This is a genomic window from Agrobacterium sp. AGB01, from assembly GCF_014851585.1.
Taxonomy (GTDB): domain Bacteria; phylum Pseudomonadota; class Alphaproteobacteria; order Rhizobiales; family Rhizobiaceae; genus Agrobacterium.
In genome coordinates this window covers 268,810-295,574 of sequence record NZ_JACVAB010000007.1, presented here as the reverse complement: position 1 = coordinate 295,574, position 26,765 = coordinate 268,810, and the positions used below count along the sequence as shown (strand labels likewise).

Annotated in this window: 27 protein-coding genes; 18 read left to right on the top strand and 9 right to left on the bottom strand. The window is 55.9% G+C overall.

The genetic code is table 11. The annotated features are described in order from the left end of the window. The first annotated feature begins 29 nt into the window (after window positions 1–29). The 6 genes from IB237_RS22195 (at window position 30) to otnC (ending at window position 6,187) form a co-directional block, all read left to right on the top strand. Complete coding sequence (locus IB237_RS22195; protein WP_192490900.1) at window positions 30–476, top strand: tripartite tricarboxylate transporter TctB family protein; 447 nt, start codon at window positions 30–32, stop codon at window positions 474–476. Between the two features lie 19 nt (window positions 477–495). Further along, complete coding sequence (locus tag IB237_RS22190; protein ID WP_192490899.1) at window positions 496–2,013, top strand: tripartite tricarboxylate transporter permease; 1,518 nt, start codon at window positions 496–498, stop codon at window positions 2,011–2,013. A 163-nt stretch (window positions 2,014–2,176) separates the two neighbouring features. Next, window positions 2,177–3,592 carry an NAD(P)H-dependent oxidoreductase gene (locus IB237_RS22185; RefSeq protein ID WP_192490898.1) on the top strand — a complete coding sequence of 472 codons (1,416 nt, stop codon included), beginning with the start codon at window positions 2,177–2,179 and terminating at the stop codon, window positions 3,590–3,592. Window positions 3,593–3,609: 17 nt separating this feature from the next. Then, entirely contained in the window at window positions 3,610–4,278 is a 669-nt protein-coding gene (locus IB237_RS22180; protein ID WP_192490897.1) for an aspartate/glutamate racemase family protein, read from the top strand. Further along, the gene (gene otnK, locus IB237_RS22175; protein WP_192490896.1) at window positions 4,278–5,552 is read left to right on the top strand and encodes a 3-oxo-tetronate kinase; all 1,275 of its coding nucleotides are present in this window, start codon (window positions 4,278–4,280) and stop codon (window positions 5,550–5,552) included. Before IB237_RS22180 ends, otnK begins: the two co-directional genes overlap by 1 nt. Continuing rightward, the gene (otnC, locus tag IB237_RS22170; RefSeq protein WP_192490895.1) at window positions 5,549–6,187 is read left to right on the top strand and encodes a 3-oxo-tetronate 4-phosphate decarboxylase; all 639 of its coding nucleotides are present in this window, start codon (window positions 5,549–5,551) and stop codon (window positions 6,185–6,187) included. The genes otnK and otnC overlap by 4 nt, the downstream gene beginning before the upstream one ends. Before the next feature lie 200 nt (window positions 6,188–6,387). On the opposite strand, the gene IB237_RS22165 is transcribed toward otnC, so the two are convergent. After that, a complete protein-coding gene (locus IB237_RS22165; RefSeq protein WP_192490894.1) occupies window positions 6,388–7,287 on the bottom strand; it encodes a LysR family transcriptional regulator in 900 nt (299 codons plus the stop codon). Between the two features lie 122 nt (window positions 7,288–7,409). Here IB237_RS22165 and IB237_RS22160 point away from each other — a divergent pair, with 122 nt between their 5' ends. Next, a complete protein-coding gene (locus IB237_RS22160; RefSeq protein WP_192490893.1) occupies window positions 7,410–8,021 on the top strand; it encodes a glutathione S-transferase family protein in 612 nt (203 codons plus the stop codon). Window positions 8,022–8,085: 64 nt separating this feature from the next. Further along, window positions 8,086–10,155 (top strand): pyridoxamine 5'-phosphate oxidase family protein, encoded by a 2,070-nt coding sequence (locus IB237_RS22155; RefSeq protein ID WP_192490892.1) that lies wholly within the window; start codon window positions 8,086–8,088, stop codon window positions 10,153–10,155. A gap of 33 nt (window positions 10,156–10,188) precedes the next feature. Here IB237_RS22155 and IB237_RS22150 read toward each other — a convergent pair whose 3' ends face one another. Beyond that, entirely contained in the window at window positions 10,189–10,548 is a 360-nt protein-coding gene (locus IB237_RS22150; protein ID WP_192490891.1) for a helix-turn-helix transcriptional regulator, read from the bottom strand. Between the two features lie 201 nt (window positions 10,549–10,749). Between IB237_RS22150 and IB237_RS22145 the strand changes: the two genes are divergently transcribed. Continuing rightward, window positions 10,750–11,853 (top strand): NADH:flavin oxidoreductase/NADH oxidase, encoded by a 1,104-nt coding sequence (locus IB237_RS22145; protein WP_192490890.1) that lies wholly within the window; start codon window positions 10,750–10,752, stop codon window positions 11,851–11,853. A gap of 102 nt (window positions 11,854–11,955) precedes the next feature. On the opposite strand, the gene IB237_RS22140 is transcribed toward IB237_RS22145, so the two are convergent. Next, window positions 11,956–13,293: a DUF882 domain-containing protein gene (locus IB237_RS22140; RefSeq protein ID WP_246788186.1), complete on the bottom strand. Its 1,338-nt coding sequence runs from the start codon at window positions 13,291–13,293 to the stop codon at window positions 11,956–11,958. Between the two features lie 234 nt (window positions 13,294–13,527). On the opposite strand from IB237_RS22140, the gene IB237_RS22135 reads away from it, so the two are divergent. Then, window positions 13,528–13,809, top strand: a complete 282-nt coding sequence (locus tag IB237_RS22135; protein ID WP_192490889.1) for a hypothetical protein — start codon at window positions 13,528–13,530, stop codon at window positions 13,807–13,809. Between the two features lie 69 nt (window positions 13,810–13,878). Here the strand turns inward: IB237_RS22135 and IB237_RS22130 are convergent, their stop codons facing one another. Continuing rightward, a complete protein-coding gene (locus IB237_RS22130) occupies window positions 13,879–15,051 on the bottom strand; it encodes a pyridoxal phosphate-dependent aminotransferase (protein ID WP_192490888.1) in 1,173 nt (390 codons plus the stop codon). A 298-nt stretch (window positions 15,052–15,349) separates the two neighbouring features. Continuing rightward, window positions 15,350–15,733 (bottom strand): pore-forming ESAT-6 family protein, encoded by a 384-nt coding sequence (locus IB237_RS22125; RefSeq protein WP_192490887.1) that lies wholly within the window; start codon window positions 15,731–15,733, stop codon window positions 15,350–15,352. A 587-nt stretch (window positions 15,734–16,320) separates the two neighbouring features. Here IB237_RS22125 and IB237_RS22120 point away from each other — a divergent pair. The 7 genes from IB237_RS22120 to IB237_RS22090 all read left to right on the top strand — a co-directional run bounded on the left by IB237_RS22120 (window position 16,321) and on the right by IB237_RS22090 (window position 22,412). After that, window positions 16,321–17,673: an NAD(P)H-dependent oxidoreductase gene (locus IB237_RS22120; RefSeq protein WP_192490886.1), complete on the top strand. Its 1,353-nt coding sequence runs from the start codon at window positions 16,321–16,323 to the stop codon at window positions 17,671–17,673. Window positions 17,674–17,683: 10 nt separating this feature from the next. Further along, on the top strand, window positions 17,684–17,989 hold the full coding sequence (locus IB237_RS22115) for a putative quinol monooxygenase (protein ID WP_192490885.1): 306 nt from the start codon (window positions 17,684–17,686) through the stop codon (window positions 17,987–17,989). Window positions 17,990–18,006: 17 nt separating this feature from the next. Next, window positions 18,007–18,873: an NAD(P)-dependent oxidoreductase gene (locus IB237_RS22110; protein ID WP_246788185.1), complete on the top strand. Its 867-nt coding sequence runs from the start codon at window positions 18,007–18,009 to the stop codon at window positions 18,871–18,873. A gap of 53 nt (window positions 18,874–18,926) precedes the next feature. Beyond that, complete coding sequence (locus IB237_RS22105; RefSeq protein ID WP_192490883.1) at window positions 18,927–19,925, top strand: DctP family TRAP transporter solute-binding subunit; 999 nt, start codon at window positions 18,927–18,929, stop codon at window positions 19,923–19,925. Window positions 19,926–20,068: 143 nt separating this feature from the next. Continuing rightward, on the top strand, window positions 20,069–20,617 hold the full coding sequence (locus IB237_RS22100; RefSeq protein WP_192490882.1) for a TRAP transporter small permease: 549 nt from the start codon (window positions 20,069–20,071) through the stop codon (window positions 20,615–20,617). Then, window positions 20,614–21,894, top strand: a complete 1,281-nt coding sequence (locus tag IB237_RS22095) for a TRAP transporter large permease (protein ID WP_192490881.1) — start codon at window positions 20,614–20,616, stop codon at window positions 21,892–21,894. Before IB237_RS22100 ends, IB237_RS22095 begins: the two co-directional genes overlap by 4 nt. Next, on the top strand, window positions 21,894–22,412 hold the full coding sequence (locus tag IB237_RS22090; protein WP_192490880.1) for a gluconokinase: 519 nt from the start codon (window positions 21,894–21,896) through the stop codon (window positions 22,410–22,412). Before IB237_RS22095 ends, IB237_RS22090 begins: the two co-directional genes overlap by 1 nt. Here the strand turns inward: IB237_RS22090 and IB237_RS22085 are convergent, their stop codons facing one another. Both IB237_RS22085 and IB237_RS22080 read right to left on the bottom strand, forming a co-directional pair. Further along, complete coding sequence (locus IB237_RS22085) at window positions 22,413–23,330, bottom strand: LysR substrate-binding domain-containing protein (protein WP_192490879.1); 918 nt, start codon at window positions 23,328–23,330, stop codon at window positions 22,413–22,415. It lies immediately after the preceding gene. Window positions 23,331–23,494: 164 nt separating this feature from the next. After that, window positions 23,495–23,953, bottom strand: coding sequence for an Lrp/AsnC family transcriptional regulator (locus tag IB237_RS22080; protein ID WP_192490878.1), 459 nt, complete (start codon window positions 23,951–23,953; stop codon window positions 23,495–23,497). 123 nt (window positions 23,954–24,076) lie between these two features. Between IB237_RS22080 and IB237_RS22075 the strand changes: the two genes are divergently transcribed. Beyond that, window positions 24,077–24,910 carry a PhzF family phenazine biosynthesis protein gene (locus IB237_RS22075; RefSeq protein ID WP_371815380.1) on the top strand — a complete coding sequence of 278 codons (834 nt, stop codon included), beginning with the start codon at window positions 24,077–24,079 and terminating at the stop codon, window positions 24,908–24,910. Window positions 24,911–24,916: 6 nt separating this feature from the next. Here IB237_RS22075 and IB237_RS22070 read toward each other — a convergent pair whose 3' ends face one another. Next, window positions 24,917–25,909 carry a beta-propeller fold lactonase family protein gene (locus tag IB237_RS22070; RefSeq protein ID WP_192490876.1) on the bottom strand — a complete coding sequence of 331 codons (993 nt, stop codon included), beginning with the start codon at window positions 25,907–25,909 and terminating at the stop codon, window positions 24,917–24,919. Further along, on the bottom strand, window positions 25,906–26,736 hold the full coding sequence (locus tag IB237_RS22065; protein ID WP_192490875.1) for an NAD(P)-dependent oxidoreductase: 831 nt from the start codon (window positions 26,734–26,736) through the stop codon (window positions 25,906–25,908). The genes IB237_RS22070 and IB237_RS22065 overlap by 4 nt, the downstream gene beginning before the upstream one ends. Window positions 26,737–26,765 lie beyond the last annotated feature (29 nt).

Genomic DNA, 26,765 nt, shown 5'->3' with positions numbered 1-26,765 from the left:
AAAGCGTGGTGGCCTCAGGAGAGATGCACGTGATACCTCTACGCAGCTTTGACCTCGGTTTTTCAGCTATTCTGACCGTCCTGGGACTGTATATCGTCTGGCAAGGGCTGGACTATGGTTATCAGGACGGTGCCGTTCCGGCCGCCGGCTTTTTCCCCTTCTGGATCGGCGGCGGACTGGCATTGTTTTCTGCCCTTAACCTCATTCGCAACTTGAAGCATTCCGGCCTGCTCGGGGCCGTTGATCGCATGGAGGTCGTCCGTGTTGGCCTTGTCAGTCTTGCAATCGGCGGCTTTGTCATCCTCTCAAACTTTATCGGGATGCTGGCAGCCGTCGTTTTGCTGATGATCGCTATCGGTGCCGTTTTCGGTGCCCGCGATATCCGCTCCGTCGCTGCTGTCAGCGTCATTTCCCTGGGAATGGCGATCATCCTCTATCTGGTTTTCGGCGTCGTGCTGAAGATTCCCCTGCTTTGATTTCGGAAAGAACCTCATCATGTTTGATTCATGGCATTTGCTTGCAGAGGGACTGGTGGCTGCTTCGCAGCCGACTGTCCTTGCCGCGATCATGGTCGGTGCGATCATCGGTCTGTTTATCGGTGCGCTGCCGGGTCTGGGGCCAACGGCTGGCGTTGCGATCCTGCTGCCCGTTGCCGTCAGCTTTGATGGAACCTCCGCTATCGCCGCACTTGGCGCCGTCTACTACGGCGCGCAGTACGGCGGTGCCGTCACAGCGATCCTGCTTGGAATTCCGGGCGATGCCTCCGCAACAATGACCGTTATTGATGGCCATAAGCTGGCGCGAAACGGCAAGGCGGGGGCGGCGCTTGGTCTAAGCATTGCAGCGTCCTTTATCGGCGGCCTGATTGGCCTGATATTGTTGACAGCATTCGCCACCACGATAGCCAAGGCTGCGATTGCCTTCGGTCCCATCGAAATGACGGCACTTATGATCTTCTCACTTTCGCTGGTCAGTGTCCTTGGCGGGCGGGATCTCAACAAGGCTATGATGTCGCTCTTTCTGGGCCTGTTTATCGGCACTATCGGGCTCGATCCTATGATTGGTCTTCCGCGCTTCGACTTTGGCGAGGTTCGCCTGTTCGATGGCATCGAGTTCTCCATCATTGCTGTCGGCCTCTTTGGCCTTGCGGAAATGTACGCAACTCCACCGTCGATTGGTAAGCCGGAGGAAGGGAGCCGTTTCCGGTTTCGTGAGCTCTTCCCCGATGTGCGTGCCACCCTGCAATGCTGGCGTGAGCTTGGTTCGGGTTCGCTGATCGGCTTTTTCATTGGTGTTTTGCCCGGCGCGGGCGCGACGGCTGCCACCATGATTTCTTACGCCTTTGCCAAGCGCACTTCGAAGCACCCGGAGCGTTTTGGCCATGGTGCGCTGGAAGGTGTTGCCGCGCCGGAAGCTGCCAATAACAGCGCCGCCTACGGTAACATGATCCCGATGTTTGCCCTTGGTATCCCCGGCTCTGGCACGACTGCAGTACTGATGGGCGGTTTGCTGATGATCGGACTACAGCCAGGTCCAATGCTCTTCCAGACTCAATCGGAATTTGTCTGGACGATTTTCGGAAGCTTCTACATCGGCAATCTCGCACTGGTGGCAATCACAATCCTGCTGACGCCGATCCTTGCCACCTGCGCATTCGTACGCCCCAGTTTTCTGTTTCCTGCGGTGATCGCAATCATCGGGTTCGGCATTTTTGGGATCAATAATTCGATGTTCGAGGTGGTGCTGGTGATTGGTTTCGGTGTTCTGGGATATCTGATGATGAAGCTGGATTATCCACCGGTGCCGCTGGTCCTTGGCATGATCCTTGGCCCTATCCTCGAACGCGGCATTCGTCGTACTCTGGTTGCCTCTGATGGCAATCTGTCGGTGTTCTTCCAAAGCCCGATTGCACTGGTGATCATAGTAATAACGGCCATTCTTCTTGTCTCGCCCTGGCTGGTTTCCCAGCGGGCCAAACGACAGGCGGACGTGGCGAATAGCGTCATGAAATAAAGCCTTTCCGGGCGGACGGCTGAGCCGCCCGGTTTCCACTCCGTGCCTGAATGGCGGCGTCCAGAAAAACAACCTGGGCGCCGATCGGGAAAACCTTGGCCTTTTGTGGCCCCTATTTGGCTCCGCGCGACGCGGGCAAGACTGACATAAGGAAATTTCGTCAATGGTTTATCATCACCTCTATTCCCAGTTCGCCAAGGCTGCGGAAGTCAATGTCGGGATTATTGGCGCCGGCAATTACGGAACGGCGATCGTAACCCAATCGCCCCGAACGCCTCGGCTCAACGTTGTTGCTGTGGCCGATATCTCGCTGGAAGCCGCCCGTGGTGCCTATGAGAAAGCCGGTTACGATATGGCCAAAACGAGCTACGCGGAAACGGCGGAGGAAGCTCAACTTTTTATTGCGCAGGGACTTTCCGTCTACACTGACCGGCCGGAGATCATCGGCCAGATCGCCGCAGTCCAGGTGGTCTGCGAAAGCAGCGGTTCGCCCGAAGGCGGCGTCAGATATGCATTACAGGCAATCAAGGCCGGTAAGCACGTCGCCATGGTGACGAAGGATTGCGATGTTACGGTGGGGCCGATGCTGAAACGGTTGGCGAAGGATGCGGGTGTTGTCTACACGCCGGTGGATGGCGACCAGCATGGTTTGCTGATCCAGCTTTATGAATGGGCGAAGTCTGTCGGTCTGACGGTCCTGTCTGGTGGAAAAGCAACGGATGGCGAATTCGTTTTCGACGAAGCAGCCGGCACGGTGACAATCAAGACTGACAAAAAGATCCACGCTCCCTATGTCGAAACCATCCAGATTGCTGACGAAGATCGCAAGTGGCTGGGCATGATCCCTCAGGGCCAGGCTGCCGAATATGTCGCGCGCCGCAAGGAAATTCTCGCTCGTCTGCCGCAGCCAGGCGCCTATGATCTCTGCGAGATAACGGTTGCCGCCAACTATACGGGCATGTCGCCAGCGGTAGACACACTTATACATGCGCCGCTGCGCATTACGGAAATACCGGTTGTCTATTGCGAAGCCGAAAACGGCGGGTTGTTCGAGCGAGGCGATACCATCGATCTCGCGACCTGCCTTCGCCGTCCCGACGAATCCGGGCTGGGTGGCGGTGTATTCATTGTGGTGCGTTGCGACAACGCTTATTCCAACCATGTCCTGACGACGAAGGGGCAGATTTCGAACTACGATGATACGGCTGCGGTCATCTACCGGCCGTATCATCTTTGCGGAGTGGAGACTGCAACGTCGCTGCTTCTGGCGGGTCTGCTCGGTATCGATACTGGCGCCGACGACTATCGGCCACGCTATGATCTTGCCAAAGTTGCTGCACGTGACATCAGGGCCGGCGAGGTGTTCGGTAACGACCATAACCCCATGATGAAGGCACGGATCATTCCGGCCGTACCGGTTGCTGCGGGCAACCCAGCCTGTGCTCATCTGCTGACCGGTAACAGAGCAAAGGCCGATATCCCAGCGGGTACATTGATTACCTACGACATGGTGGAAGAACCGGAGGGTTCGATGATCTGGGAAATCCGTCGTCTCCAGGACCGGACATTCCTGTCCTGATGGGAGAGAGTAGAATTATGACGTCACCGCGTATTTTCCTGTTTCACGCCACGCTTGTCGCGATGGAACCCGTTCATATCGCCATGCAAAAAGTCTGGCCGCAGGCGCAGGCCGTCAATATTCTCGACGAAAGTCTTTCCCTTGACCGGGCGCGGGAACCTGACCTCATTTCGGAGGATCTTATCCGCCGTTTTGTTGCGCTTGGCCGACAGGCGGTTACTGGAGGAGCGGACGGGATATTGATTACCTGCTCGGCTTTTGGCCCCGCGATCCGCCAGCTGGCTGACGAGGTGTCGATTCCCGTATTGATGCCGAATGAGGCAATGTTTCGCGCTGCTCTTTCTCTGGGAAAGAAGATTGGCATGGTGGCAACCTTTGCGCCGGCCATCCGCACGATGGAAGATGAGTTTCGGGAATTTGCGCAAGAGGTCGGTTGTTCTGAAAGACTTGAAACCGTGCTGGCGGAAGGAGCAATCGAAAGCCTTTGCCAAGGCGACGCTGCAGATCATAACAGACGGGTTGCTGAGGCAGCGACAGGCCTTTCCGGTATCGATGCTGTGATGCTTGCGCATTTCTCCACTACGTGCGCCGCAGAAGCGGTGCGTGGTGTCGTCGATATCCCTGTTCTCACCGCGCCCGAAACGGCAGTGGAACGCATGCGCACTCTTGTACTGGGAGAAGTATAATGCTGTTGGGCGTAATCGCAGATGATTTCACCGGGGCTAGCGATATTGCAAATACGCTTGCCAAAGGCATATCTGGGCAGGGTGGTTTGACAGTCGCCCAATATATGGGCGTTCCAGGGGAAGTGGCGAAATCGTCGGTCGAGGCGGGGGTGATCTCGCTGAAGTCGCGCTCGGCACCGGCCAACGAGGCCATTGCACAGTCACTTGCGGCGCTCGCGTGGCTGCGTGATCAAGGCTGCAGCCAGATCATCTTCAAATATTGTTCAACGTTCGATTCCACCCGCGAAGGCAATATTGGTCCGGTTGGGGAGGCGCTGGCCGAGGCACTTGGTGTTCGTGGGGTCATAGCCTGTCCGGCATTTCCGACGGTCGGGCGTACCGTGCATAATGGGCACCTGTTTGTGCATGACCGATTGCTCAACGAGTCCGGCATGCAAAACCACCCCCTGACGCCAATGACCGATCCGGATATTCGTCGCTGGTTATCGTATCAGACCAAAAATCCCGTCGGTTTGGTGTCGGCTTCCGACGTTCGAGCCGGCTCAGTTGCGGTGCGCGCGGCACTTGATGCTGCCGCCGGTAGGGGTGAGGTGCTGGTGATTGCCGATGCGGCCACCGACGAAGACCTGATCACGCTTGGAGCAGCCTGTGCCGATGTTGCGTTGATCACTGGCGGCTCCGGCATTGCCATTGGATTGCCCGCGAACTTCATCGCCGCCGGTCTCGCAACAGGCCGTACAGTTATGTATCAGGGCGTGGATGGTCACGAGGCCATTCTCGCAGGCAGTTGCTCTGGCGCAACGCGCGGACAGGTGGCGACCCACGCCCGACACTTCCCAGTGCTGCCGATCTCCGTCGATGCTGTTATGGCTGGCGCGACCGGTTCCGATGATCTCGTGCAATTCGTCAGGGACAATGCTGGGCGCCAGCCGCTCGCCTACTCCTCCAGCACGCCGGAGGAGGTTCAGGCTGCACAGGCGCGTTACGGACGCGAAGCCGTGGCGCACAAGCTGGACAGCTTGTTTGCCGAAACCGCGCGTCTCCTCGTTGATGGCGGGGTGAAGCGTCTGGTCGTGGCGGGTGGCGAAACCTCAGGCGCCGTTGCCCAAGCACTAGACCTGGGTGAGTTGCAGATCGGACCGGAGATTGATCCCGGTGTTCCGATCCTTCTCAGCGCAAAGCGTGGGATATCCCTAGCGCTCAAATCTGGAAATTTCGGGCGCGAGACCTTTTTCTCCACCGCCCTTGAAGCCCTGAAGGGAAACGTCGCATGAGTGAGGAAAACCACCTGCGTGAAGAAATCGTCCGCTATGGTCGCCTGCTCTACGATCGCCGCCTGGCCCATGGCAGTGCAGGTAATCTCTCAGTGCGTCTAGCCGATGGCTCTGTCCTGGTCACACCAACCAATTCCAGCCTAGGCTTCCTCGATCCAGCCCGCATCTCCAAGGTTTCATCAAGGGGAGAGCTGCTGGCGGGCGATCCTCCCTCAAAGGAAGCCTTTTTCCATCTCGCAGTCTATGACCAGCGCCCGACTGCCGGTGCCGTCGTTCACCTGCACTCCACTTATTCCGTTGCCGTCTCTTGCCTTTGTCTCGAGCATACGGATGATGTGCTGCCGCCACTCACCGCCTATCACGTGATGCGGGTGGGAAAGTTGCCGCTATTAAAATATTACCGTCCGGGCGATCGTGCGCTGGCTGAAGCGGTTCGGGGAGCGGCCCGGGATCACAAGGCAATGATGCTCGCCAACCATGGCCCGATTGTCTCTGGCAAAACGTTGGACGAGGCGGTCTGCGCCTATGAAGAGCTGGAAGAGACTGCAAAACTTTTCTTCATCCTCGGAGATCGCAAGACATCGCCGCTTACCTTCGAAGCGGTTGCGGAGATCAACACAGTCTTCGGGAACTGAAAATGCTCGAGCGACTATGATACCATTGCTGGAAGGCCAGATCATGTGCAAGGTCTATTCGTTGCCGGTGTACGCACTCTATGGATCGGTAGCATCGGTACATAGCGCGCTGGCAACTTAGAATGTCATGCTGACACTCGTCGGAATATTTTGTACGGGCACTAGTGCCTTTGGTGTCGAGGGCGTCGCCGCAGCTATTCCTAAATATGCTGCAAGGCGGCTCGAAGTCTGGGAGCTGCAAAATCCAGAAACGTTCTGAGCTTCAGCGGCATTATCCCTTGGGAAAGATAAACAAGATGTACGGGCGAGGGTTCCTGTTCGAATTCCTCTAGAACCGGTATCAGAACATCGGCCTCCACAGCGCGTTTTGCCTGGTAAGACATCACCCTTGTCACTCCCAAACCATCGGCGGCGGCATCCACCGCAGCTTCTGCCGTATTGACCGATAAACGGGGCCGCACCGGGACTGTAATCTCCGAGTTGGTGTCTTTGAATGTCCAGAACCGGTTTGAGAGCACGCCTTCAAACGCGATACAGCTGTGGTTTTCAAGATCGCGCGGATGGAGTGGCTGACCGTGTCGGCGCAGATAATCAGGATTGGCGTAAACACATGTGCGGATCGCGCCGAGACGTGTTGCAATCAGATTGTTTTCAGACAGCGCTGAGATGCGCAGAGCGACATCGATATGTTCGTCTGCGAGGCTGACGGACCGGTCACTCATCGCAAGCCGAATATTGATGTCGGGAAACACTTTCAGAAATTCGGTAATGATCGGCAACACATGCAGGCGGCCGAACACGATCGGCGCTGTAATTGTCAGGTCGCCGCGTGGCGAAACATATTCACCGGATGCGCGGCGTTCCGCTTCCTCAACGCGGCCAAGGATCTCGCGCGCGGCAATGACATAATTTTCTCCGGCTTCGGTCAACAGGGCCTTGCGGCTGGTGCGCACCAACAGCTGAACCCCAAGCTGGGCCTCAAGCTCAGATATCTTGCGGCTGACCGTCGGTAGCGGCGAATGAAGTGCCCGGGACGCTGCCGACAGGCTGCCGTTTTCCACGACAGACAATAAAACAGCCATGGCATCCAGCCTATCCATATTCGCCTTCCAAAAAGTGAGAGGGTAGCTCTATAAATCTCTGTCTACTGCAGAATTGTGGATGCCGATAGCCTCGTTGGTGCCATCGGAGCTTTTGCTCCATATCTCAACGGGAGCCTCTCATGAAACTGTACCATTTTCCACTTTCTGGCCATGCGCATCGTGCCCTGCTCGGTCTTTCGCTGCTCGGTGTGAAAGCCGAAGTCATCGACGTAGATCTGGCAAACGGCGAGCACAAATCGGCGCCCTTCCTCAAACTCAATCCGTTCGGTCAGGTGCCCGTGCTTGAGGACGGAGACATCATCGTCAATGATTCCAACGCAATCCTCGTTTATCTCGCCACTAAACTGGGCCGGAAGGACTGGCTGCCTGACGACCTGCAGTCGACAGCAAAAGTCCAGAAATGGTTGTCTGTCGCCGCTGGCGAAATAGCCTATGGGCCGGCTGCCGCCCGGCTGATTACCGTGTTCGGTGCGGATTTTCGTGCCGATGAAGTTATCGCGCGCGCCCATCGTATTCTCGGGCTGATCAATGCGGAGTTGGAGCAGCATCAGTTCATCATCGATGAAAAACCGACCATCGCTGATATTGCGCTCTACAGCTATATCGTCAGTGCGCCAGAAGGAAATGTGAACCTTGCACCGCATGAAAACGTCCGCCACTGGCTTGCCCGCATAGAAGCGCTGCCCGGCTTTGTCGCTTTCCCCAAAACAGCAGCAGGCCTTGCTGCTTGATTGTGCGGATGCGTTTGGCGAACCAGCCGCATCCATCCTTCCCACGTCCCCTGTGGAGGCGCAAATGTCAGATCGAAATGCACAACTCGAAAATGTTTCAGCCTTGTCGTCACCCTGGCATGAAGGTGAGCTGGAATTGCAACGACACGCCGGTGTCGCCGACCAGATGGATACGGTTGGACGCAAATTCGTGCGTCATTTCCTGCTGGATCAGCACCGCGAATTCTATCCGCTTCTGCCGTTTATCATCATCGGTGCGGTGGATGGCGAGGGTATGCCATGGGCAACAATCCGGAGCGGTCAGCCCGGCTTTCTGCATTCACCTGATCCGCTGACACTGGACATCAATGCGGTGAGTGATACCAGCGATCCTGCGCAAGCCGGAATGAAGGAGGGAGACCCTGTCGGCCTGCTGGGAATTGATCTTATAACCCGCAGGCGCAATCGTATGAACGGCTTGATCACCCGTCAGTCAAACGAAGGCTTTTCGGTTTCGGTGGAGGATAGTTTTGGAAACTGTCCGCGTTACATCCAGAACCGGCATTTCGCGTTCGTGCGGGACCCGTTGCAACAGACGAGTTCTGCGGTTGATGTCAGCGACGAACTGGACGACGATGCAAGACGGATCATATCCGCAGCAGATACATTTTTTGTCGGATCCTACGTCGATCGACCCGGTCAACAGCGGCAGGTTGATGTCTCGCACCGTGGCGGCCAGGCCGGTTTCGTGCGCATCGACGATGATGGCGGTCTGACTGTCCCCGATTTTAACGGCAATCTGTTCTTCAACACACTCGGAAATTTTCTCCTCAATCCGCTCGCAGGATTGATGTTCTTTGATGAGGTCACCGGCGATGTCTTACAGATCGCAGGGACTGTTGAGCTAATTCTTGAGTCACCCGAAATTGCGGCTTTCGAAGGTGCAGAGCGGCTTTGGCGGGTCATGCCGACAAAGGTCGTCCGGCGTCGGGATGCACTGCCCTTGCGGTGGACGTTTGCCGACGATGGAATGTCGCCCAGCAGTCTGATGACCGGTAGCTGGAAAGACGCCGAGGCCCGGCTGCAGGCCGCAGCAAAAGCTAAGACCTGGCGCAGTTTTCGCATTGAACGGATCGTCGATGAAAGCACGACGATCCGCTCACTCCACCTTGAGCCGACTGACGGTGAAGCTTTGATCCCGCATCTGTCAGGTCAGCATCTGCCGGTCAGAATTGCCGATGGTGAGGCGTTCATACGACGCAGCTATACGATCTCAAGCGCACCGTCGGACGGCCATTACCGCATAAGCGTCAAACGCGAGGGGAAGGCATCAACCCTGCTACATGACATGCAGGTCGGGGGCGAAATTTCAGCGCTAGCGCCAACCGGTGCCTTCACCATCAATGCGATGGAGCGGAGCAGGCCTGCGGTGTTTATTGCCACCGGTATTGGTGTCACACCCTTATTGTCAATGCTGCGTCATCTCGTTCATGAGGGCGACAGGACACGACATCGCCGCCCCGTCTGGTTTTTCAGATCATCCCATACACGTCAGGAGCGGGCGTTCGACCAAGAGATTGATGAACTGGTCGCGCGCGGCAACGGCAGCATCCGGGATATCAGAGTCGTTGGGCAGCCGGAGGAGGACGGGTTGGAAAGTCGCGAGACTTCAGGCCGCATCAACTTGGATCTGTTGAAGGGGCATCTGCCCTTTGACGATTATGATTTTTATCTCTGTGGGCCGCCATCCTTTATGCAGTCGGTTTATGATGGCTTGCTCAAGCTCAATGTTGCAGATGAACGCATACATGCCGAGGCTTTTGGACCGTCGGGGCTGAAACGCGATGTCAAACACGGTTCTATTACGGTCAACTCTGCACAGCCTGCGTCCGAGCCTGTCAGGGTTATTTTTGCAGGGTCGACAAAGGAGGCGCGGTGGAAACTCGGTGACGGGTCTCTGCTGGAACTTGCGGAACAGCGTGGCCTGTCACCAGCCTTCGGTTGTCGGGCGGGGCACTGCGGGGATTGCAAGGCCGCTGTCATCAAAGGGCAGGTCAGCTATTTCTCGCAGCCAGCCTATGACCCTGGTGTGGGCCATGCGTTAATCTGCTGCTCCGTTCCGGCAACTGGCAGCGATCTGCACCTGGACATCTGATAATCTATCAATATCGTCTTGGGGGCGTTGGTCTTAGCGTTGGCCTGCCAACGCAGCCGCCTTTTCAGCACCGCCATCCCGCTCCAACTCGGCCACCAAAAGTGCCAGAAGACCGGGAAAACGGACCTCGATGTCTTGCTTCCGCAGCGACGACGAACGTCGATTTCCGTAATCGATCTGACTGATCAGGCCGGCCTCACGCAGAACCTTGAAGTGATGGGTGAGGGAAGCCTTTGCGACCGGAAATCCGAAGGACACACAGTTGCGCTCCGTGCACTCAGGCAATGTTGCGAGAATGGCAACAGTGGTGCGACGCAACGGATCAGACAATGTGGATAGGACGACACCGAGGTCGATCTCGTCACGTGCGGGTTGGGGAAGCAAATCTGGCATGGCGACATTTTACCGGGTCGCACGATGATGCGCAAGCGCAAGGTACGTCTTGACGTATACCTTTGGCAGGATTAGGTATGGTATTGTCCATACCAATTGATCTTTGTCAGATTGATTGGCTGGCCAAGATCGCGCATCATTCTCGGAACCTCATCAGGTCATCGGTATGGTGACAAACCCGTCACGTTAAGAGTATGCCCAATGCCTCAGCCGCAGTTATTCACGCCGTTCAAGATCCGCAATCTCGAACTAGAGAACCGTATCACCATCGCCCCGATGTGCACCTATTCAGCCATCGATGGTTGTATGACGGACTGGCACCTGATCCATCTCGGGCAACTCGCGCTGTCTGGCGCCGGTCTGTTGACCATCGAAGCAACCGCAGTCGTTCCTGAGGGACGCATCAGCTACGCGGATGTTGGCCTCTATGACGACGCAACGGAGCAGGCCATGCAACGCACGCTGGATGGCATCCGCAAGTGGTCAAACATGCCGATCGCGATACAGCTAGCCCATGCCGGCCGGAAGGCGTCTTCGGATTTGCCTTGGCTGGGTGGCGCACAGATTGCGGCAGACCAGAAGAATGGCTGGCAAACCGAAGCTCCTTCTGCTGTGCCGTTCAAATCCACGGATACGGTACCGACCGCGCTGACCCGTGAGCGCATGAATGCTATCCGCGATGCCTTTGCAGAGGCTGCCAAACGCGCTGCCCGTATCGGGATTGATGCGGTGCAAATCCATGCGGCGCACGGTTATCTCCTGCATTCATTTCTGTCGCCGCTTTCCAATCAGCGAACTGATGAATATGGCGGCAATCTGGAGAACCGGATGCGTTTTCCGCTTGAGGTTTTTGATGCCGTCAGAGCTGCGTTCCCTGCGGACAAGGTGGTGACGGTTCGTGTTTCGGCAACCGACTGGCACGACAATGGCTGGGACATTGAACAGACCATAGAGTTTGCGAAGGCTCTGGAGCTTCGTGGCTGCGATGCCATTAACGTATCGACGGGCGGTCTGCATGTCGATCAAGCGATTCCGCTGTCCCCGAGCTATCAGGTGCCATTTGCTCGTGCCGTCAAGGCTGCGGTGAAGATGCCGGTTGTTGCTGTTGGATTGATTACCGAGCCTGCACAGGCCGAGGCAATTATTGCGACTGGCGATGCCGATCTTGTCGGACTTGCCCGTACGATCCTCTACGATCCGCGTTGGCCCTGGCACGCGGCTGCCGCACTTGGTGGAGAGGTGTCGGCTGCACCGCAATATCATCGCAGCCAACCCTCCACATTGAAGTCGCTTTTCAAGATGTAACAGTCGCCCACAATAAGGCTCCGGTTTCGAGAGACCGGAGCCTTTATCGTTTCAACAGTCGGCAAGGCGACGAAAGCGGAACACCTTAAATGCTTCCCGCTTTTATATGTCAGACAGATCCCTGCTCGTGCCGGCATCGGTCGTATGATCCATCAGGACACGTCTTGTCAGCTCAGGAGCGAACATCGCGACCTGACTGTCGCGCGGAGAGATCGCCCAGCCAATCAAGATGTCCTGGCTATCAAGCTCTTCTTCACCGTCAATGTCGACGGGTTCGAAACGCAAGGACGCGATAGACGATTTCGGCTCCTTGAAGGCTGTATCGAAATCCGGTGTGACTGCACTGAAACCCGTGGTGAACGACGGTATCAGGGCTGTGGCCGCGGTTGTCGGGTCGCCAGGCGTGGGCGAGGGACGAACAGAGGGGATGGCCCCCAGCGAAGCGGTCACGATTGGATCGGTCGCTGCAGCAACTTCGCCAATCTCTGCCTCGGGTCTCATAGTGGGCATTGGTATCGCGAACTTCGCGACATCAACGCGTCCGTCATCGGTTCTGTCGGCGATGTCGAAGGCTGTGGTCGGCCGGCTTGTGGGCACCGGCAGCATTGCAGTCACCAGTGTGCTCTGGCTATCCGCGACCGGTGCAACACGGGATGGGGCGGCGGCTGCTTTTGCCTGCGAAGCAGCGCTGGTTGATCTGGCAACCGACGCAACCTGAATTGACTGACCGTTGACACGACGTCTGTAGTCGGCAAGCGCCATGTTATAGCCGGCAAAGCGTCTGCCATCTGGGGGCAGATGTAATGTTTTGCCATCCGGGAAAAGTCTGACCAGTTCCTGCCGCGACATACGCGGCCAGGCACGTACACCACCGACGTCAACATGCAAGAACGGCGAACCAGACGTCGGGTAATAGCCAACGCCTCCTGCCTGCATCTGCATGGCGAGTGCGCGCAGTGTCGACAGCTTCACACCTGGAATATAAAAATCCATAGCCTTGCCCTGCATGTGCAGGCTTTTTTCTCCAACACCTGTGTTTCTCGATCGGCCACGCAACATGGCGTTGGTGGTGGGAGACCGGTAGCCGGAAACCACATGGATGTAGTTCGAAGTGTTGGCGCGTTGGTAGATTTCCCAGACAATGTCGAGCAGTCTTGGGTCCATACGCCCGCTTTCATTACGTCGCCAGTCACGAAGGAAACGATTGACCTTCTGCAGACCTGCCGGATCGAAACGACCGTTCCGCTTGTAGGTAATGGTGGCCTTTTCTCCAGTATGTACAAAATACAGCTTGAGTGAGCGGTCTTGTGCCTGGGCGAATGACACCACTCCAAGCAGCGCGACCGCAGCGATTGTCACGACGCGGATCGCCTTGGCGAAACGGTTGAGAAGGCCGGAAAGGCCAACCGACGTCATGTCGGGAGACATAATAATCGACAACTTGAACACCCGCTTGGCTGACAAACTCCACAAAGGGCAGGCGGCAGTCAGTACACCCATGCCCTCGAACAACTGCGGGCAATTATGGTCAACAAGGTGTTAACGGGTGATTTACGATGAGACAGTTGCCACCCGCAATTCATCACAACGACGTTATGAGGTGGGTTGGAAGCCCATATATGCACAGGCGGAAGTGTCGACGCCAACGCCAATTTTCTTAATCGACATAGACACTTGAGCCTATTTCTCCAGGAGCTTCATTTCCGCTTTGATTGCACCGCTAAAATTCCATCCAAGCAGACGTTTTGGCATGTTCCGCATGATGAAATTGCGCAGGCGGAAGGCAAAATTGCTTTGCGGAAAGAAGACGGCGGCCATCTTGCGGCTGCGTGCCCGCAGACGTTTAATGATGGGGGAGCTTCTGTTCATGCAGTGCCTGCTCCAGCATTTCCGCAGATGCCGGTTGCGCACCTGCGGGTTGCTGTTTGCAGTAAAGTGGTTGAACAATTTGGCTGATCCTGTTGTGTGTCGGGACGGGGCCATCCTTAGGGGAGGATGTCGGTATCGAAAGAACGATTGCAGACCTCATCGGCGAAGGAAATCTGACAGCCTGTTCAGGCCTTCGGAAATCTTGTCTTCGGAAACGGCGTGGCACCATCGCAGCCAACCTTCACCCTCGGGACCGAAAGCGGCTCCCGGCGCGAGACCAAGACCGACTTCGCGGACGAGACGCTGCGCCAACTCGAGAGATTTGCCGTAGCCGTCAATGCGTAGAAACGCATACATGGCTCCGCCAGCCTCCGGCACACTGACGCCGCCCATGCCGCGCAGGCCGTCAACCAGCAATGCACGGGTCTTGGTGAGATTGGCGCGCAGACGCTGCACTTCACTTTCCCCTTCCTTGATCGCCACAGCCGCGGCGCGTTGGGTCGGTTCAAAGACACAGGAGAAATTATACTCCACTAGCTTGGTGGCATCCTGTGACAGCGTTTCCGGAATGACCATCCAGCCAATACGCCAGCCGGTCATCGACCAGGCCTTGGAGAAGCTGTTGACTGAAATGACGCGATCGCCGGTTTGATAGTGGCGCAGGAAGGAAGGGGCGTAACGGACGGCAGGGTCATATACCAACCGCTGATAAACCTCGTCGGCCAGAATCCAGATACCGTGCTTTCGGCAATGCTTCAGAATGGCCTGAACGCTTTCGTCATCGATTGTCCAGCCAGTCGGATTGTTTGGCGAATTGATGATAACCATGCGAACGTCGGGCGTCAGCGCATCAATAAGATTGTCGAGATCAAGGGACCAGCGACCATCATTGATGGACAAAGGAACACGCTCAACATTCGCGCCGAGAATAAGTGGTGCTTCGCTGATATTTGGCCACAGCGGGGTTACCGCCACAACCCGATCACCGGGCGATAGTACGAGCTGCATTGTTATCTGCAAACCACTCATGCCGGAGCCGACAGCCAGTACTTGTTCGGCCGGAATGGCGCGGCCGAGCAGTTCGCTCTGATAGGCCGCGATGGTTTCTCTCAGATAGGGACGCCCGAGATTCTGGGAATAAAATGTTTCACCCGAAAGAAGGGATTCTGCCGCCGCTTTCCGAACGAAATCGGGAGTGGCCGTATCGGCCTCACCGAACCAGAAGGGAAGAACATTCGACTTGCCCATCGCCGCATTTGCGACCTCACGGATAAGCGAATTGGACAATGCCCGGACAGCGGGCCGCGCTTCGACAACAGTATCAATCATCGTTCCTGAATTTCACATATATTTGGGAGTATCAACCTGCTCCATGCATGATAAAGCTTAGGATAAGCCTTGCACGGTCCGTTTTTGCCTGTCAGTTCCAGACCACCAACTTATCAAAAACTCGATGTGACATCGCGCGTCGATCTTAGGGTCGGCATCCCGGTATTCGGTGAGTGGCTGTTTTGAAAAAGGCGAGGCGGGCATCCCGCTCAATAATTGCCCGTCCAGTTGGTGGACTGAACAGGCAAGGTGTTTGAAGCGGCATTTTATTGCCGATAAGGCCATTCGGCCAGAATGGTTACTGGGGCAGGTTTGCGGCAGCCTGTTTCAAGGCATTTGACATGGTCTCGCAAAGCTTGGCTTCATCAACGCCCTGCGCTTTTGCGGCGGTTGCCAAGTCTTGTTCCATACCCATGACGGAGACCTTTCCTTGCTTGCCAACGTCTTCGGCAGCATCGCCCTTGGAAACATCGGCAGGGGCGGGCACTAGGGCAAGAAGCTTGGTCTGAACTTCGGCTGCGGTACCGTCAATATGACCTTTTCCCTGGCAATAGGTCAGTACGCCGAGCTGGTTTCTCGCAGCAGTATATGCCATTTCCACCTGTTCAGGCGTCGGTTGCTGTGCAAAAGCAGCCGTGATCGTGGCGCCAGTCAATATAGCCGTTAAAGCAAGAATTTTCATATTTCTGTCTCCTTCCAAAATATCATACAACCAATTGTTATTGCTTCTGTATGGTTCCACTAACTGCAGGTTTCTTGAGCTTTATTCTTCTGTTGTTTTCCGATGCCCAGGGTTTCCCTTTCGAAACAATCATAATTCCCAAGTCTATAAGGCGCAGTAGTTGAGCGGAAAATTGCGGTGCGGCTGTGGCGGGAAGATGCAAACTTCTCCCTAATCTCGGTGTTTCAATCTGTTAGAAAAACTAAACAAAATTTCTTTTGTTCTAAATTGAGCTAACGTCGCTGCGCGTTTAATCTCCCATTAACAGCCAAGGGAAATGGCTGCATTGCTCGCGGGGAGGAGTTCTGCGAGCCGAGGGAGGAGATCAATACATGTCATTCAGCACCCGAAAGCGGTGGGCGTTACCGTTCGCCTGATGCGCACTATTTGACACCAAGGTGATGCAGCGGCGCAACCGTTCGCATTGTCTGTCGCACTACCTGCAATCTCATCGTTGGAACGGTTTCCGGTATTTGCCCTCTTCCCGGAAGGCAAAAACGCTGCAACACGCCCATCGATGATGCTCAACATCATCCAAGGATCATTTCATGAATCTCTACAGTCTTCTGTCCGCCAGTGCCGCCAAGGGTCGCCCCGTTCGTGTCGGCCTGATTGGTGCGGGAAAATTCGGCTCCATGGTTCTCGCCCAGGCGCAACGAATTGACGGCTTACACATGGTCGCGGTTGTTGACCTCAATGTTTCCAAGGCACGGGTATCGCTCAATCGCGTTGGTTGGTCCGACAACCGCTACGGCGCCAAAACAGTGGGCGAAGCCATGCTTTCAGGCACGACCTGCGTGCTTGATGATGTCGACGCTATGCTGGCATGCGAAGAGATCGATTGCATCATCGAAGCGACCGGGCATCCGATTTTCGGCACACGCCATGCACTCAAGGCCATTGAAGCCGGCAAACATGTGGTGATGGTCAATGTTGAGGCCGACGTTATGGTCGGACCAATCCTGGCTGAAAAAGCCCGCCAGAAGGGTGTGATCTACTCCATGGCGTACGGCGATCAACCTGCGCTGATCTGCGAACTGGTTGACTGGGCGCGCGCCACCGGTTTTGAAGTCACTGCTGCTGGCAAGGGCATGAATTTCGAGCCGCGCTACCGCTACTCGACGCCTGAAACCGTCTGGGGCTTCTTTGGCTGGACCGATGAGGAAGTGGCCAAGGGTGATTTTAACCCAAAAATGTATAACTCCTTCACCGATGGCACCAAGGCGGCCATCGAAATGGCTGCGGTTGCCAATGGCACCGGTCTGGATTGCCCGGATGATGGCCTTGCGTTCCCGCCAGCTGGATTGCACGATCTGGCGCGGGTCTTCCGTCCCGCTGCCGATGGTGGTCGCATGGCACGTTCGGGTCTCGTCGATATTGCCGCCAGCCAGGAACCAGATGGCCGTGAAGTGTTCAACAACATCCGCTACGGCGTCTTCGTCACCTTCAAGGCGCACAACGAATATGCCAAGGCTTGCTTCAAGCAATATGGCCTGCTGACCGATCCGTCGGGCTGGTATGCCTCCATGTGGCGTCCGTTCCACATCATCGGTCTTGAAACCTCCATCAGCGTGCTGTCGGCGGTGTTGCGCGGCGAAGCGACCGGTTGCTCGAAGGAGTTCCGCGGCGATGCCGTAGCGGTTGCCAAAAAAGACCTGAAGCCTGGCGAAATGCTGGATGGTGAAGGCGGTTTCGCGGTCTGGGCCAATGCCATTCCGGCCGAGCGCAGCCTGTCACTGAAAGCCCTGCCAATCGGTCTTGCCCATAATGTCAAGGTCATCCGCCCGATTGCCAAGGATACGATTGTCAGCGTTGACGACGTCGAACTGGTCAACGATCTCGATGTCGTCAACCTGCGCCGTGACATGGAAAACCGTTTCCGTCCGGGCAGCCAGGCGTAAGGAGGGCGACATGCCTGATAACAACAAGCCATTCGTCGTGTTTGCCGGGTTTCATGTGAAGCCCGGCTGCATGGAAGCCTTTCTAGCCGCTGCGCATGACGATGCCAAACATTCCGTTGCCGATGAACCGGGCTGTAGGCAGTTCGATGTCGTCAAGATCGATGATGAGGAAGACACGGTTGTCTTCTACGAGGTTTACGACAGTCGTGCGGCCTTTGATGCGCATCTCGAAACACCGCATCTGGCGCGGTTTCGTGAAGCCTTTCCGTCACTGATCGTTGCTGAGCACCCCGTGCGCTTCGGCAAGCTTTTCTGAAGGGGATGGGACTGACGATGAGAGGTGGATTTATTGGCACGGGCATCATGGGCGGCCACATGGTTCGCAGGCTTTCCGAGGCAGGTTTTGATATGGCGGCGTGGAACCGTTCGCCTGAAAAAACTCTACCTCTGAAGGAGCTGGGTATCGAGGTGGCAGGCAACGCTGTCGCCGCCGCAACTGCCACGGATTTCGTCATCTGCATGTTGAGCTCAGGTCCGGTTTGCGATGAGGTTTTGCTTGGGGAAGCCGGCGTCATCGATGCCATGCGGTCCGGTTCCACGCTCATCGTCATGAGTTCCATCCCAGTTGAAACCGCGAGGAAGCAGGCAGAAATCTGCGGGCAGAAGGGCATATATTATATTGATGCTCCGGTGTCGGGTGGTGAAAAAGGTGCCCGTGAAGGCACACTTGCCATCATGGCTGGCGGCGAGGCCGATGACGTGGCTGCCATGCAGCGGGTTTTTGCCGCCATGGGCAGACTGACGCCTGTGGGACCGGTTGGCAGTGGCCAACTTGCCAAACTTGCCAACCAGATGATCGTTGCCAGTTCCATCTGCACGGTGGCCGAGGCATTGCTTTTGGCCGAACGTGGCGGGGCAGATCCAGCCCGCGTGCGCGAAGCACTGCTTGGCGGCTTTGCCGACTCGACGATCCTGCGCCAGCACGGCTTACGCATGGTGACGAATGATTTCGTTCCCGGTGGCCCAGCCCGGTACCAGCTCAAAGATACCAACACCGCTCTGTCACTTGCGGCAGGGCTTGGACTGCACCTTCCCGTCGCCACCGGGGCCGACCGGCTTTTTGCCGCCATGGTCGAAAATGGCGATGGCGATCTTGATCATAGCGCCGTCATAGAAGAGTTGCGGCGCATGAATGCCTGATGCTTCCAGGGAGGGAAGTATCGTGATTAAAAACATTGTGTGGAGGAGAACACATGAACATGACTTTTATGCGCGGACTTCTGGTTGCCGCGTCCATGCTGGCGACAACTGCAGCGCAAGCTGCAACGACGCTAACGCTGTCGACACCCGATACAGACACGTCGGAAATCACCATCGCCGCCAAGAAATTCGCTGAAATTGTCACTGCGAAAAGCAACGGTGACATGATTGTCAAAGTGTTTCCGAACGGTACGCTTTATGGCGCTGATCCATCGGCGGCCGTCAAGCAGCTGGCTGGTGGTTCGCTGGACATGCTGTTGCTGTCCACATCGCTTTATTCGAACTTCAATCCTAAGTTCACGGCGATTTCCATTCCTTACCTTTACAACGACATGGCGCAGCTTCGCAGTTATCTGAGTGGTGAGCTTGGCCAGGAACTGATTGTTGATCTCGACAAGATCGGCATCAAGGGACTGGGCATGTGGACACGTCCGTTCCGCCAGATCACCAATTCGCGTTTGCCGATCACTTCTCCGGCCGATCTTGCCGGCCTGAAGCTTCGCGTACCGAACAACCCGCTTTACGTCGAGTTCTTTAAGAAACTCGGCGCTGTTCCGACCCCCATGGCCTTTGCAGAGGTTTATAATGCGCTGCAGCTGAAGGTGGTTGACGGGCAGGAAAACCCGATCAACGTACCGCTCAGCGCCAAGCTCTATGAAGTCCAGAAATACATTTCCATGACCGACCACATGGGCGACGGCTGGGTCATGGCCATCAATCCTGCCAAGTTCGCCGCTCTCACCGATGAGGAAAAGAAGATCATCACCGAGGCCTCGGCAGAAACCGAGAACTGGAAGGCTGAAAACGACGCGGCAGAAGCTGACAAGGCGCTGGCCGAGCTCAAAAAAAGCGGCATGGAAGTCAACACTTTGACGCCTGACCAGAAACAGGCCTTCGTGGAAGTGTCGAAAAGCCTGTTTCCGGTCTTTGCCGGTCTCGTGAAGGACCAGTCGTTCTTCGATCGCAGCGTGGCTTCCGTCGGCAAAAACTGACGCCCTGTGTCACTGTCGCCCGGACTTTGTTTCGGGCGCATGACCCTCTGGGTACAGCGCATCAGGCCTGTCCCGTCACGCCTTCATCCGCATGAATGACTGACAGCCTGGCCTGTCCCGACCCGTTCTGAAGGATCGCTTTAATGTCTAGCAATACCTCTCTTCCCAGCCGCATGATCAGGATCTTCGCCGATGTTTCGGCAGGCCTCGCTGCTATGGGAATCTTTCTTGTCGTGCTTCTTCAGGTGGGCAGCCGCCTTTCAAATATACCGGTTTCCTGGACCGAGGAAGCCACACGGTTTCTGTTCGTCTGGATGGTGTTCTTGGGAGTTGCCGCAGGCTTTCGCACCGTGGAGGCAGCCCGTGTTGTGGTGTTTATCGCCTCGCTGCGGTCCGTTTTCAAATATCTGGCCGTGCCAATCTATGTCGGTTTTTCCGTGCTGTTTTTTGGACTGATGTTCTGGACGGGCGCAAGTCTGGTGCGCCAGCAGTTCATGATGAATGAAACCGCCGCAACCCTTGCCGTTCCCATGTGGGCAATTGGCATCATCATGCCGCTTTCGGCTCTTCTTGCCATTCTTGGCATCGTCGATTCCCTGCGCAACCGCCGCAACCAGATTGCGCTGCCGGAGATCGGCATTGCCCAAACCGAAACCGACATATCCGCATCCAATACGGAGAAGGCGCTATGAGCATTTTTCTTCTGGTTCTGTTTCTGGTGCTCAGCGCACTTGGCGTACCGCTCGCGGTCTCGCTTGGCCTTTCCAGCATCGCTGCAATCCTCATCTATACATCGACGCCGCTTGATTTGCTGTCACAGAGCATGTTCTCGGCCATGAATTCCTTCCTACTGGTGGCTGTGCCGCTGTTCATTCTCGTCGGTGTGCTCATGGAGCGTGGCCGCGTTGCTGAAAGGCTGTTTGACTTTGCCGAGGCATTGGTCGGCTGGCTTCCCGGTGGGTTGGGACACGTCAACGTGGCATCGTCGGTGATCTTCGGTGGTGTTTCGGGCTCGTCCGTTGCCGATATCGCCTCGATCGGCGCAATCGAGATCAACGCCATGCAGCGCCACGGTTTCCCCAAGGGCTATGCTGTCGGCATGACACTGGTGACATCGACCTTGTCATCGATCATTCCACCGTCGATCCTCATCGTGATCGCCGGTTCCATCGCCAATGTGTCCATCGGCACGTTGCTGGTTGCGGGTCTGGTACCCGGCCTGTTCCTGGCCTTCATGTTCATGGTTTTCAACCACTTCTATTCGGTTTATCACGGCTATAACCCGCCCAAGCCTTTTAATGTCCGGCTTGTGGTCACAACAGGCATTGCCGCGATACTGCCGATGCTGACGCCGGTTATTCTGCTTGTTGGTATCGTTGATGGTTATTTTACACCAACGGAAGCTGCCGCCATTGCCGTGCTCTACACCATGTTCCTGTCGATTGTTCTTTATCGCACCATCCGTCTGAGGGAATTGCCATCGATCTTTATTGAAACGGCACGCACAACAGGCACCATTCTTTTTATTGCCGCGACAGCCAAACTGGCGGCATGGGTCTTTACCTATGATGGCCTGCCACAGCAGGTTGCCGAATTCCTCGGCAGCATCAGCACCGGCCCGACCATGGCACTGTTCCTGATCTTCCTGTTCCTCGTCCTCATCGGCATGTTCATGGACGCGATCGCTGCCATGTTCATTCTGATCCCGGTTCTGATGCCACCAGCCATCCAGCTTGGTATCGATCCCATGCACTTCCTGATCGTGACGGTCATTACCTTGACGCTTGGCCTGATTACGCCGCCTGTCGGTGTGTGCCTGTTCGCGGTGGCGCAGGTGGCCAAAATGTCGATCGAGGATGTCATAAAGGGATCGATCCTGCCGATCAGCATCATGATGGCGGCAATTCTGGCGCTGGTGCTGTTTCCGGTCCTGACGCTTGGCCCGATCCGGCTGCTTGGATTGTATTGATGGCAGGCGATACGTTCATTGTGGTGATGGGCGTCTCGGGCGCTGGCAAGACAGAAATTGCCAGCGGCCTTGCCCGGGAACTGGATTGTCCTTGGCTGGAAGCAGATGAACTGCACAGCCCTGAAAATATTGCCCGGATGCGATCCGGGCACGGGCTCTCCGACGAAGCACGCTGGCCATGGCTTGCCAGCGTTTGCGATGAGGCAGTTGCCCTGTCGCAGCGTCCAGCGGTCATTGCCTGTTCGGCGCTGAAACGGCGTTACCGCGATTTTATTAGAGAAAGACTGGGGCAGGTGCACTTCATCTTTCTCGATGGAGCCGCTGAAATCATCGCGGCACGGCTTGCTAACCGCAAGGGGCACTACGCTGGTGTATCTTTGCTGGACAGCCAACTTGAGGCGCTGGAACCACCTGAACCGGACGAGCAGGCACTTCATTTATCGATAGGGTTGATGCCTGCGGATATCATCCGCGCCGCGGTTAAAAGCCTGACGCAGTTGCGGGCAATAAAAACATAGTCAGATGTCGGCCGGCCAGACGGAGATCGCCTCTTTCTCCCGCCATAGAGCGCTTTCCGTGCGCAACCATTCAAGGAACACACGTACTTTCTTTTGCCTAAGATGATCTCTCGGGCAAACGATCCACTGGGTGGTTAGCCTGATCTGTGGCGGTGCTTTTATGGGGCAGATCAGGCGTCCATCACGCAATTCGCGCCACATCATCAGATTGCTTTCAAGTGCAATGCCGAAACCGTCGCAGGCAGCATCGATTGCCATGTGGCTCCGGTCAAAGAACACGCGTTTCCAGCGGTCCGGCGCTTCGATGTTGGCAAGAGTGAACCAGCGCGGCCATTGCGCCTGCGATTTTACCGAATGGATGAGACGGTAATTGAGAACTTCCGACGGGTGCAATCCGTCTTGAGGGGCGTAGCCGGGTGCGCAAACAGGAAAAAAGTATTCTTCCGTCAACCCTTCCACGAAAAGGCCCGGCCAGCGACCATCGCCGTGGCGAATTTCCACGTCGACCATTTCGCGGTTGAAATCGGTCGGCTCATTGGTGCCGTCCAGCCGCACCTCCAGTTCGGGGTGATTGTCGAGAAATGCGCCAAGGCGCGGCAATAGCCATTTGTTGGAAACGGTCGGCGTGGCACGGATCGTCAGTGTGGTGACCGAACGATAGCCACGTATGGTGTTGGTCGCCTCGACAATACGGTCAATTTCATCCGTTACACTGGCAAAGTAACGTTCGCCTGCCTCTGTCAGCGTAATGCGACGGCCGACCTTGCTCAGCAGCGATATGCCAAGCTGAACCTCCAGTACCTGTATCTGCTGTGTCACGGCAGAGGGTGTCACACCCAGTTCGTCGGCGGCGCGCGAAATACTGCCCGCTCTTGCGACGGCGTGAAACACGGTAATGGCGCGTATAGGAACCTGCATCGCGAGCTACTTCCGGTTTGTGTTTCAGTCGCGTGCAGGATGGGAATCTCGCCTCGGACGAAGTTGATTTTAAAGCATAATTGAACTGCAGTAAAAGCGAGGATTGGCTAGATTGGAAGCCTAGTCGGTTTTCCTGCGATCCGCAGAAACCTGATGGCAACAGACTATTCATTGTCCGCAAAAGGCGCGCGTCGTCTTTGTACCGGCGTGCCTTTGATGATGCTGGTATTGGTGCGCGCCTTGTCATGAAGCGGGTCGAGTAGCCGATTGAGGTCCTGAATATCTCTCAATACCATACGTGCGATGAAGCAATCGTCGCCTGTGACTGTGTCACATTGGGTGATTTCAGGGGTGTCTTGAAGAATTTTCTCGACGATGTGCAGTTTCCCCGGAAGCGGCTCGACGCGCACGATGGCTTCAAGGCTGTATCCCAGCATTTTCGAGGGGACCTCGATCGTGAAGCACTCGATTACCCCTTCATCTTCAAGACGTCTGACGCGCTCCCGCACGGTCGGCGATGACAGGCCGACAGTTGAGCCGATCGTCTGTGAACTCTTGCGGCTATCCGCCAGAAGTTCGTCAATGATACGGCGATCTTTCGAGTCGAGGCTGATTTTCTTCATCTTGGTACATTAGCTGATTTCTTTATCAAATAGAAAGCGATCTTCTCCTTCGTTTTTGAAAAACAAAGTACTTGAGACGAAGCTGCTGCTAATTTGTTGGCGCAAAATATGAGGAGTAGTGCTGTGCAAGTTAAACGAATTTCGGCGTTCACCAATAACGGTTTGGGAGGAAATCCAGCCGGTGTTCTGTTGACGCAAAAGCCCATTTCAGCCGAGCAGATGCAGGCCATCGCCGCTGAGGTCGGTTATTCCGAGACGGTATTTGCAAGTCCAAACCCGGACGGGTCCTGGCGGGTTCGTTATTTCGCGCCTGAAACAGAAGTGCCTTTTTGTGGTCACGCAACAATCGCGCTGGGAGCGGTTCTCGGTGATACACAAGGACCGGGCCGCTACGCCCTCAGTCTCTCAAAGGCAGAGATCGAAGTGTCTGCCGAAGAGATCGGCGGGACGTGGGTAAGCACTCTTCTATCGCCGCCAACCCGCAGCAGCCCGGCCGATCCTGAACTGGTTGATGAGGCTTTGTCGTTGTTTGGCTATACAGTAGATGAGCTTGATCCTCTTTTGCCGCCGCGTCGCGCCAATGCGGGCACCGAACACCTTGTCCTGCCTCTCAACACTCGCGACGCATTGAAGCGTATGGACTACGACCTCGACGAAGGTCGTCGTTTTATGGAAAAGCATGGGATCGGAACAGTCGCCTTTATCTTCCGTGAAGAAGAAAGACGTTTCCAGGCGCGAAACGCCTTTGCAATTGGCGGGGTGCTGGAAGACCCTGCAACAGGTGCAGCAGCGGCCGCTTTTGCAGGAATGCTGCGTGACCTGCAAATACTCAGCGATGGCACCTTTGTCATTCATCAAGGCGAGGATATGGGGCAGCCGAGCCGGATTGAGGTTACGCTCATAGAAACCCCTGGCGCCCCCGTCTCGGTAAGAGGCCGCTCGTCCGTCATTGTTTGACTGGCTTCAATCCAACGCCACGGAAATGACCCAGCTGGGACGCTCTCCGGTTGCAAAGTCCAGTCGGCTAACTATGCCGCCGTCAGACGTCAGGCTGTGGATTGCAGCACGATTGCCGCGAAAACCAAGGGTGGTGACAAACTGGCCCTCCGGGTCGATAAAAAAAGCGCGAGGATAATCGGGGGTGGTCACTTCAGTTCGAATGGCAGGGTGTCTAGTGTCGGGGTCAATATCCAGACATATGAGCCGATTGGTGTTGCGCTCGGTCACCAAAAGGCTTCTGCCTTTATCAAAAATCGCTATTTCGCCGGACATGGCGGGGATATTGTCGTCGATGATGGCAAGCGTATGAACAATCTCCATCTTAGCTCCGAGCGAGATTGTGACAACCTTGCCGCCCTCTTGCAGCAGTACATAGGCAAAACAGCGATCCGCGCTGATGGCCAGATGGCGTGGACCGGAGTTGTTCGCCATGGATATCTGGTCGTGGAACGTCAGCGTGCCGTTTTCGGGATCGAAGTCAAAGCGCCTGACCAGATCGCCTCGACAGGACGTTGCTAATGCGAGATGGCCTGAAACCATGATGCAGTGTGCCATCGGGCCTGCCGTAACCCGATCTGTTGACCGCATGACCCGCCCGTCATCATCGAGTGAAAACACCGCGCCATCCTCTCCTCCGGCGGCGAGAAGATGTTTTTCATCATCGGTAAGGGACAAATGGCAAATATTCTGTTCGATTGGGAAGCTGCCCAGTAACACTGCACAGTGTCGGCTCCGGTCAATTGCAAAACTGTGAATGGCACGACTGTCACCCCGCCATGCCAGCCAGAACCGATCGCCGGAACGAGAAACAGCCATCGGGGCTGCGTCTCCCGGTCCGATTGCTCCGCGCACACCGACGGCCCCCAGATCAATCAACGACCAGTCAGTTGTATCCAGTACATGAAACTGAATATTGGCAGATTGGGAATTGCAGATGGCAATCAGATGTCGGCTCATTCACCAACCCGTCGGTTTGTTAACCACTCCAGATTGCCGGTAAAATCCCGGCCGGCATGATTGGCACCCTGCAACACAGTGGCGACATCGTTCTTATCAGGCGTGGTCATGGCAATGTCTGGTGCATATGTCTCCGCATTGTCTTGCGGTGCATAGCCAAGTTGATAGGCACGGTCGTTACGCCACCAGCTTCGACTATTGTTGGAAACACCATAGACAATTTCATTGTGATATTCAGCCTGCAATCCGACCCGGATCAGTGAGGCGAGATCACGTGGCGAAACCCAGGTCGCCAGTTCCCGTTCAATGGACGGTGTTTCGCGGTAGGTGCCGATACGAATGGAAAAACACTTGATGTTAAATTTGTCGGCGTAGCAGCTGCCCAATGCCTCACCGAAGACCTTTGTGATGCCGTAACGCGAGTCCGGTCGTGCAGCTTCCGTCCCGCTTAGTGTCTGTGTCGCAGGATACATGCCACTGGCATGATTTGAGCTGCCAAAGACGACACGTTTGACGCCCTGTTGCCGCATTGCCTCCCACAGATTTGTGCAGGCGACAATGTTTGGGCCGAACAGCTCGGACCATTCGCGTTCGCGCGGTTGACCAGCCAGATGTATGACTGAGTCGACACCGTTACAGAGCCGATTTGCCTGTTCGGGGTCGGTCAAATCGGCCTGAACCCACTCAACGTTGCCAGACCAGGATGTTGCCGATGAAGTAGCCGGGCGGATGTCGGTCAACCGCCAGAACTCTCCATGATGTGGCAAAAGACGTGCAACGTCAGTTCCGATGACGCCGGCAGCACCGGTCAGTAGAATTTTCCGCATATTGTCATATCCGTCCGGGATGTTTGCGC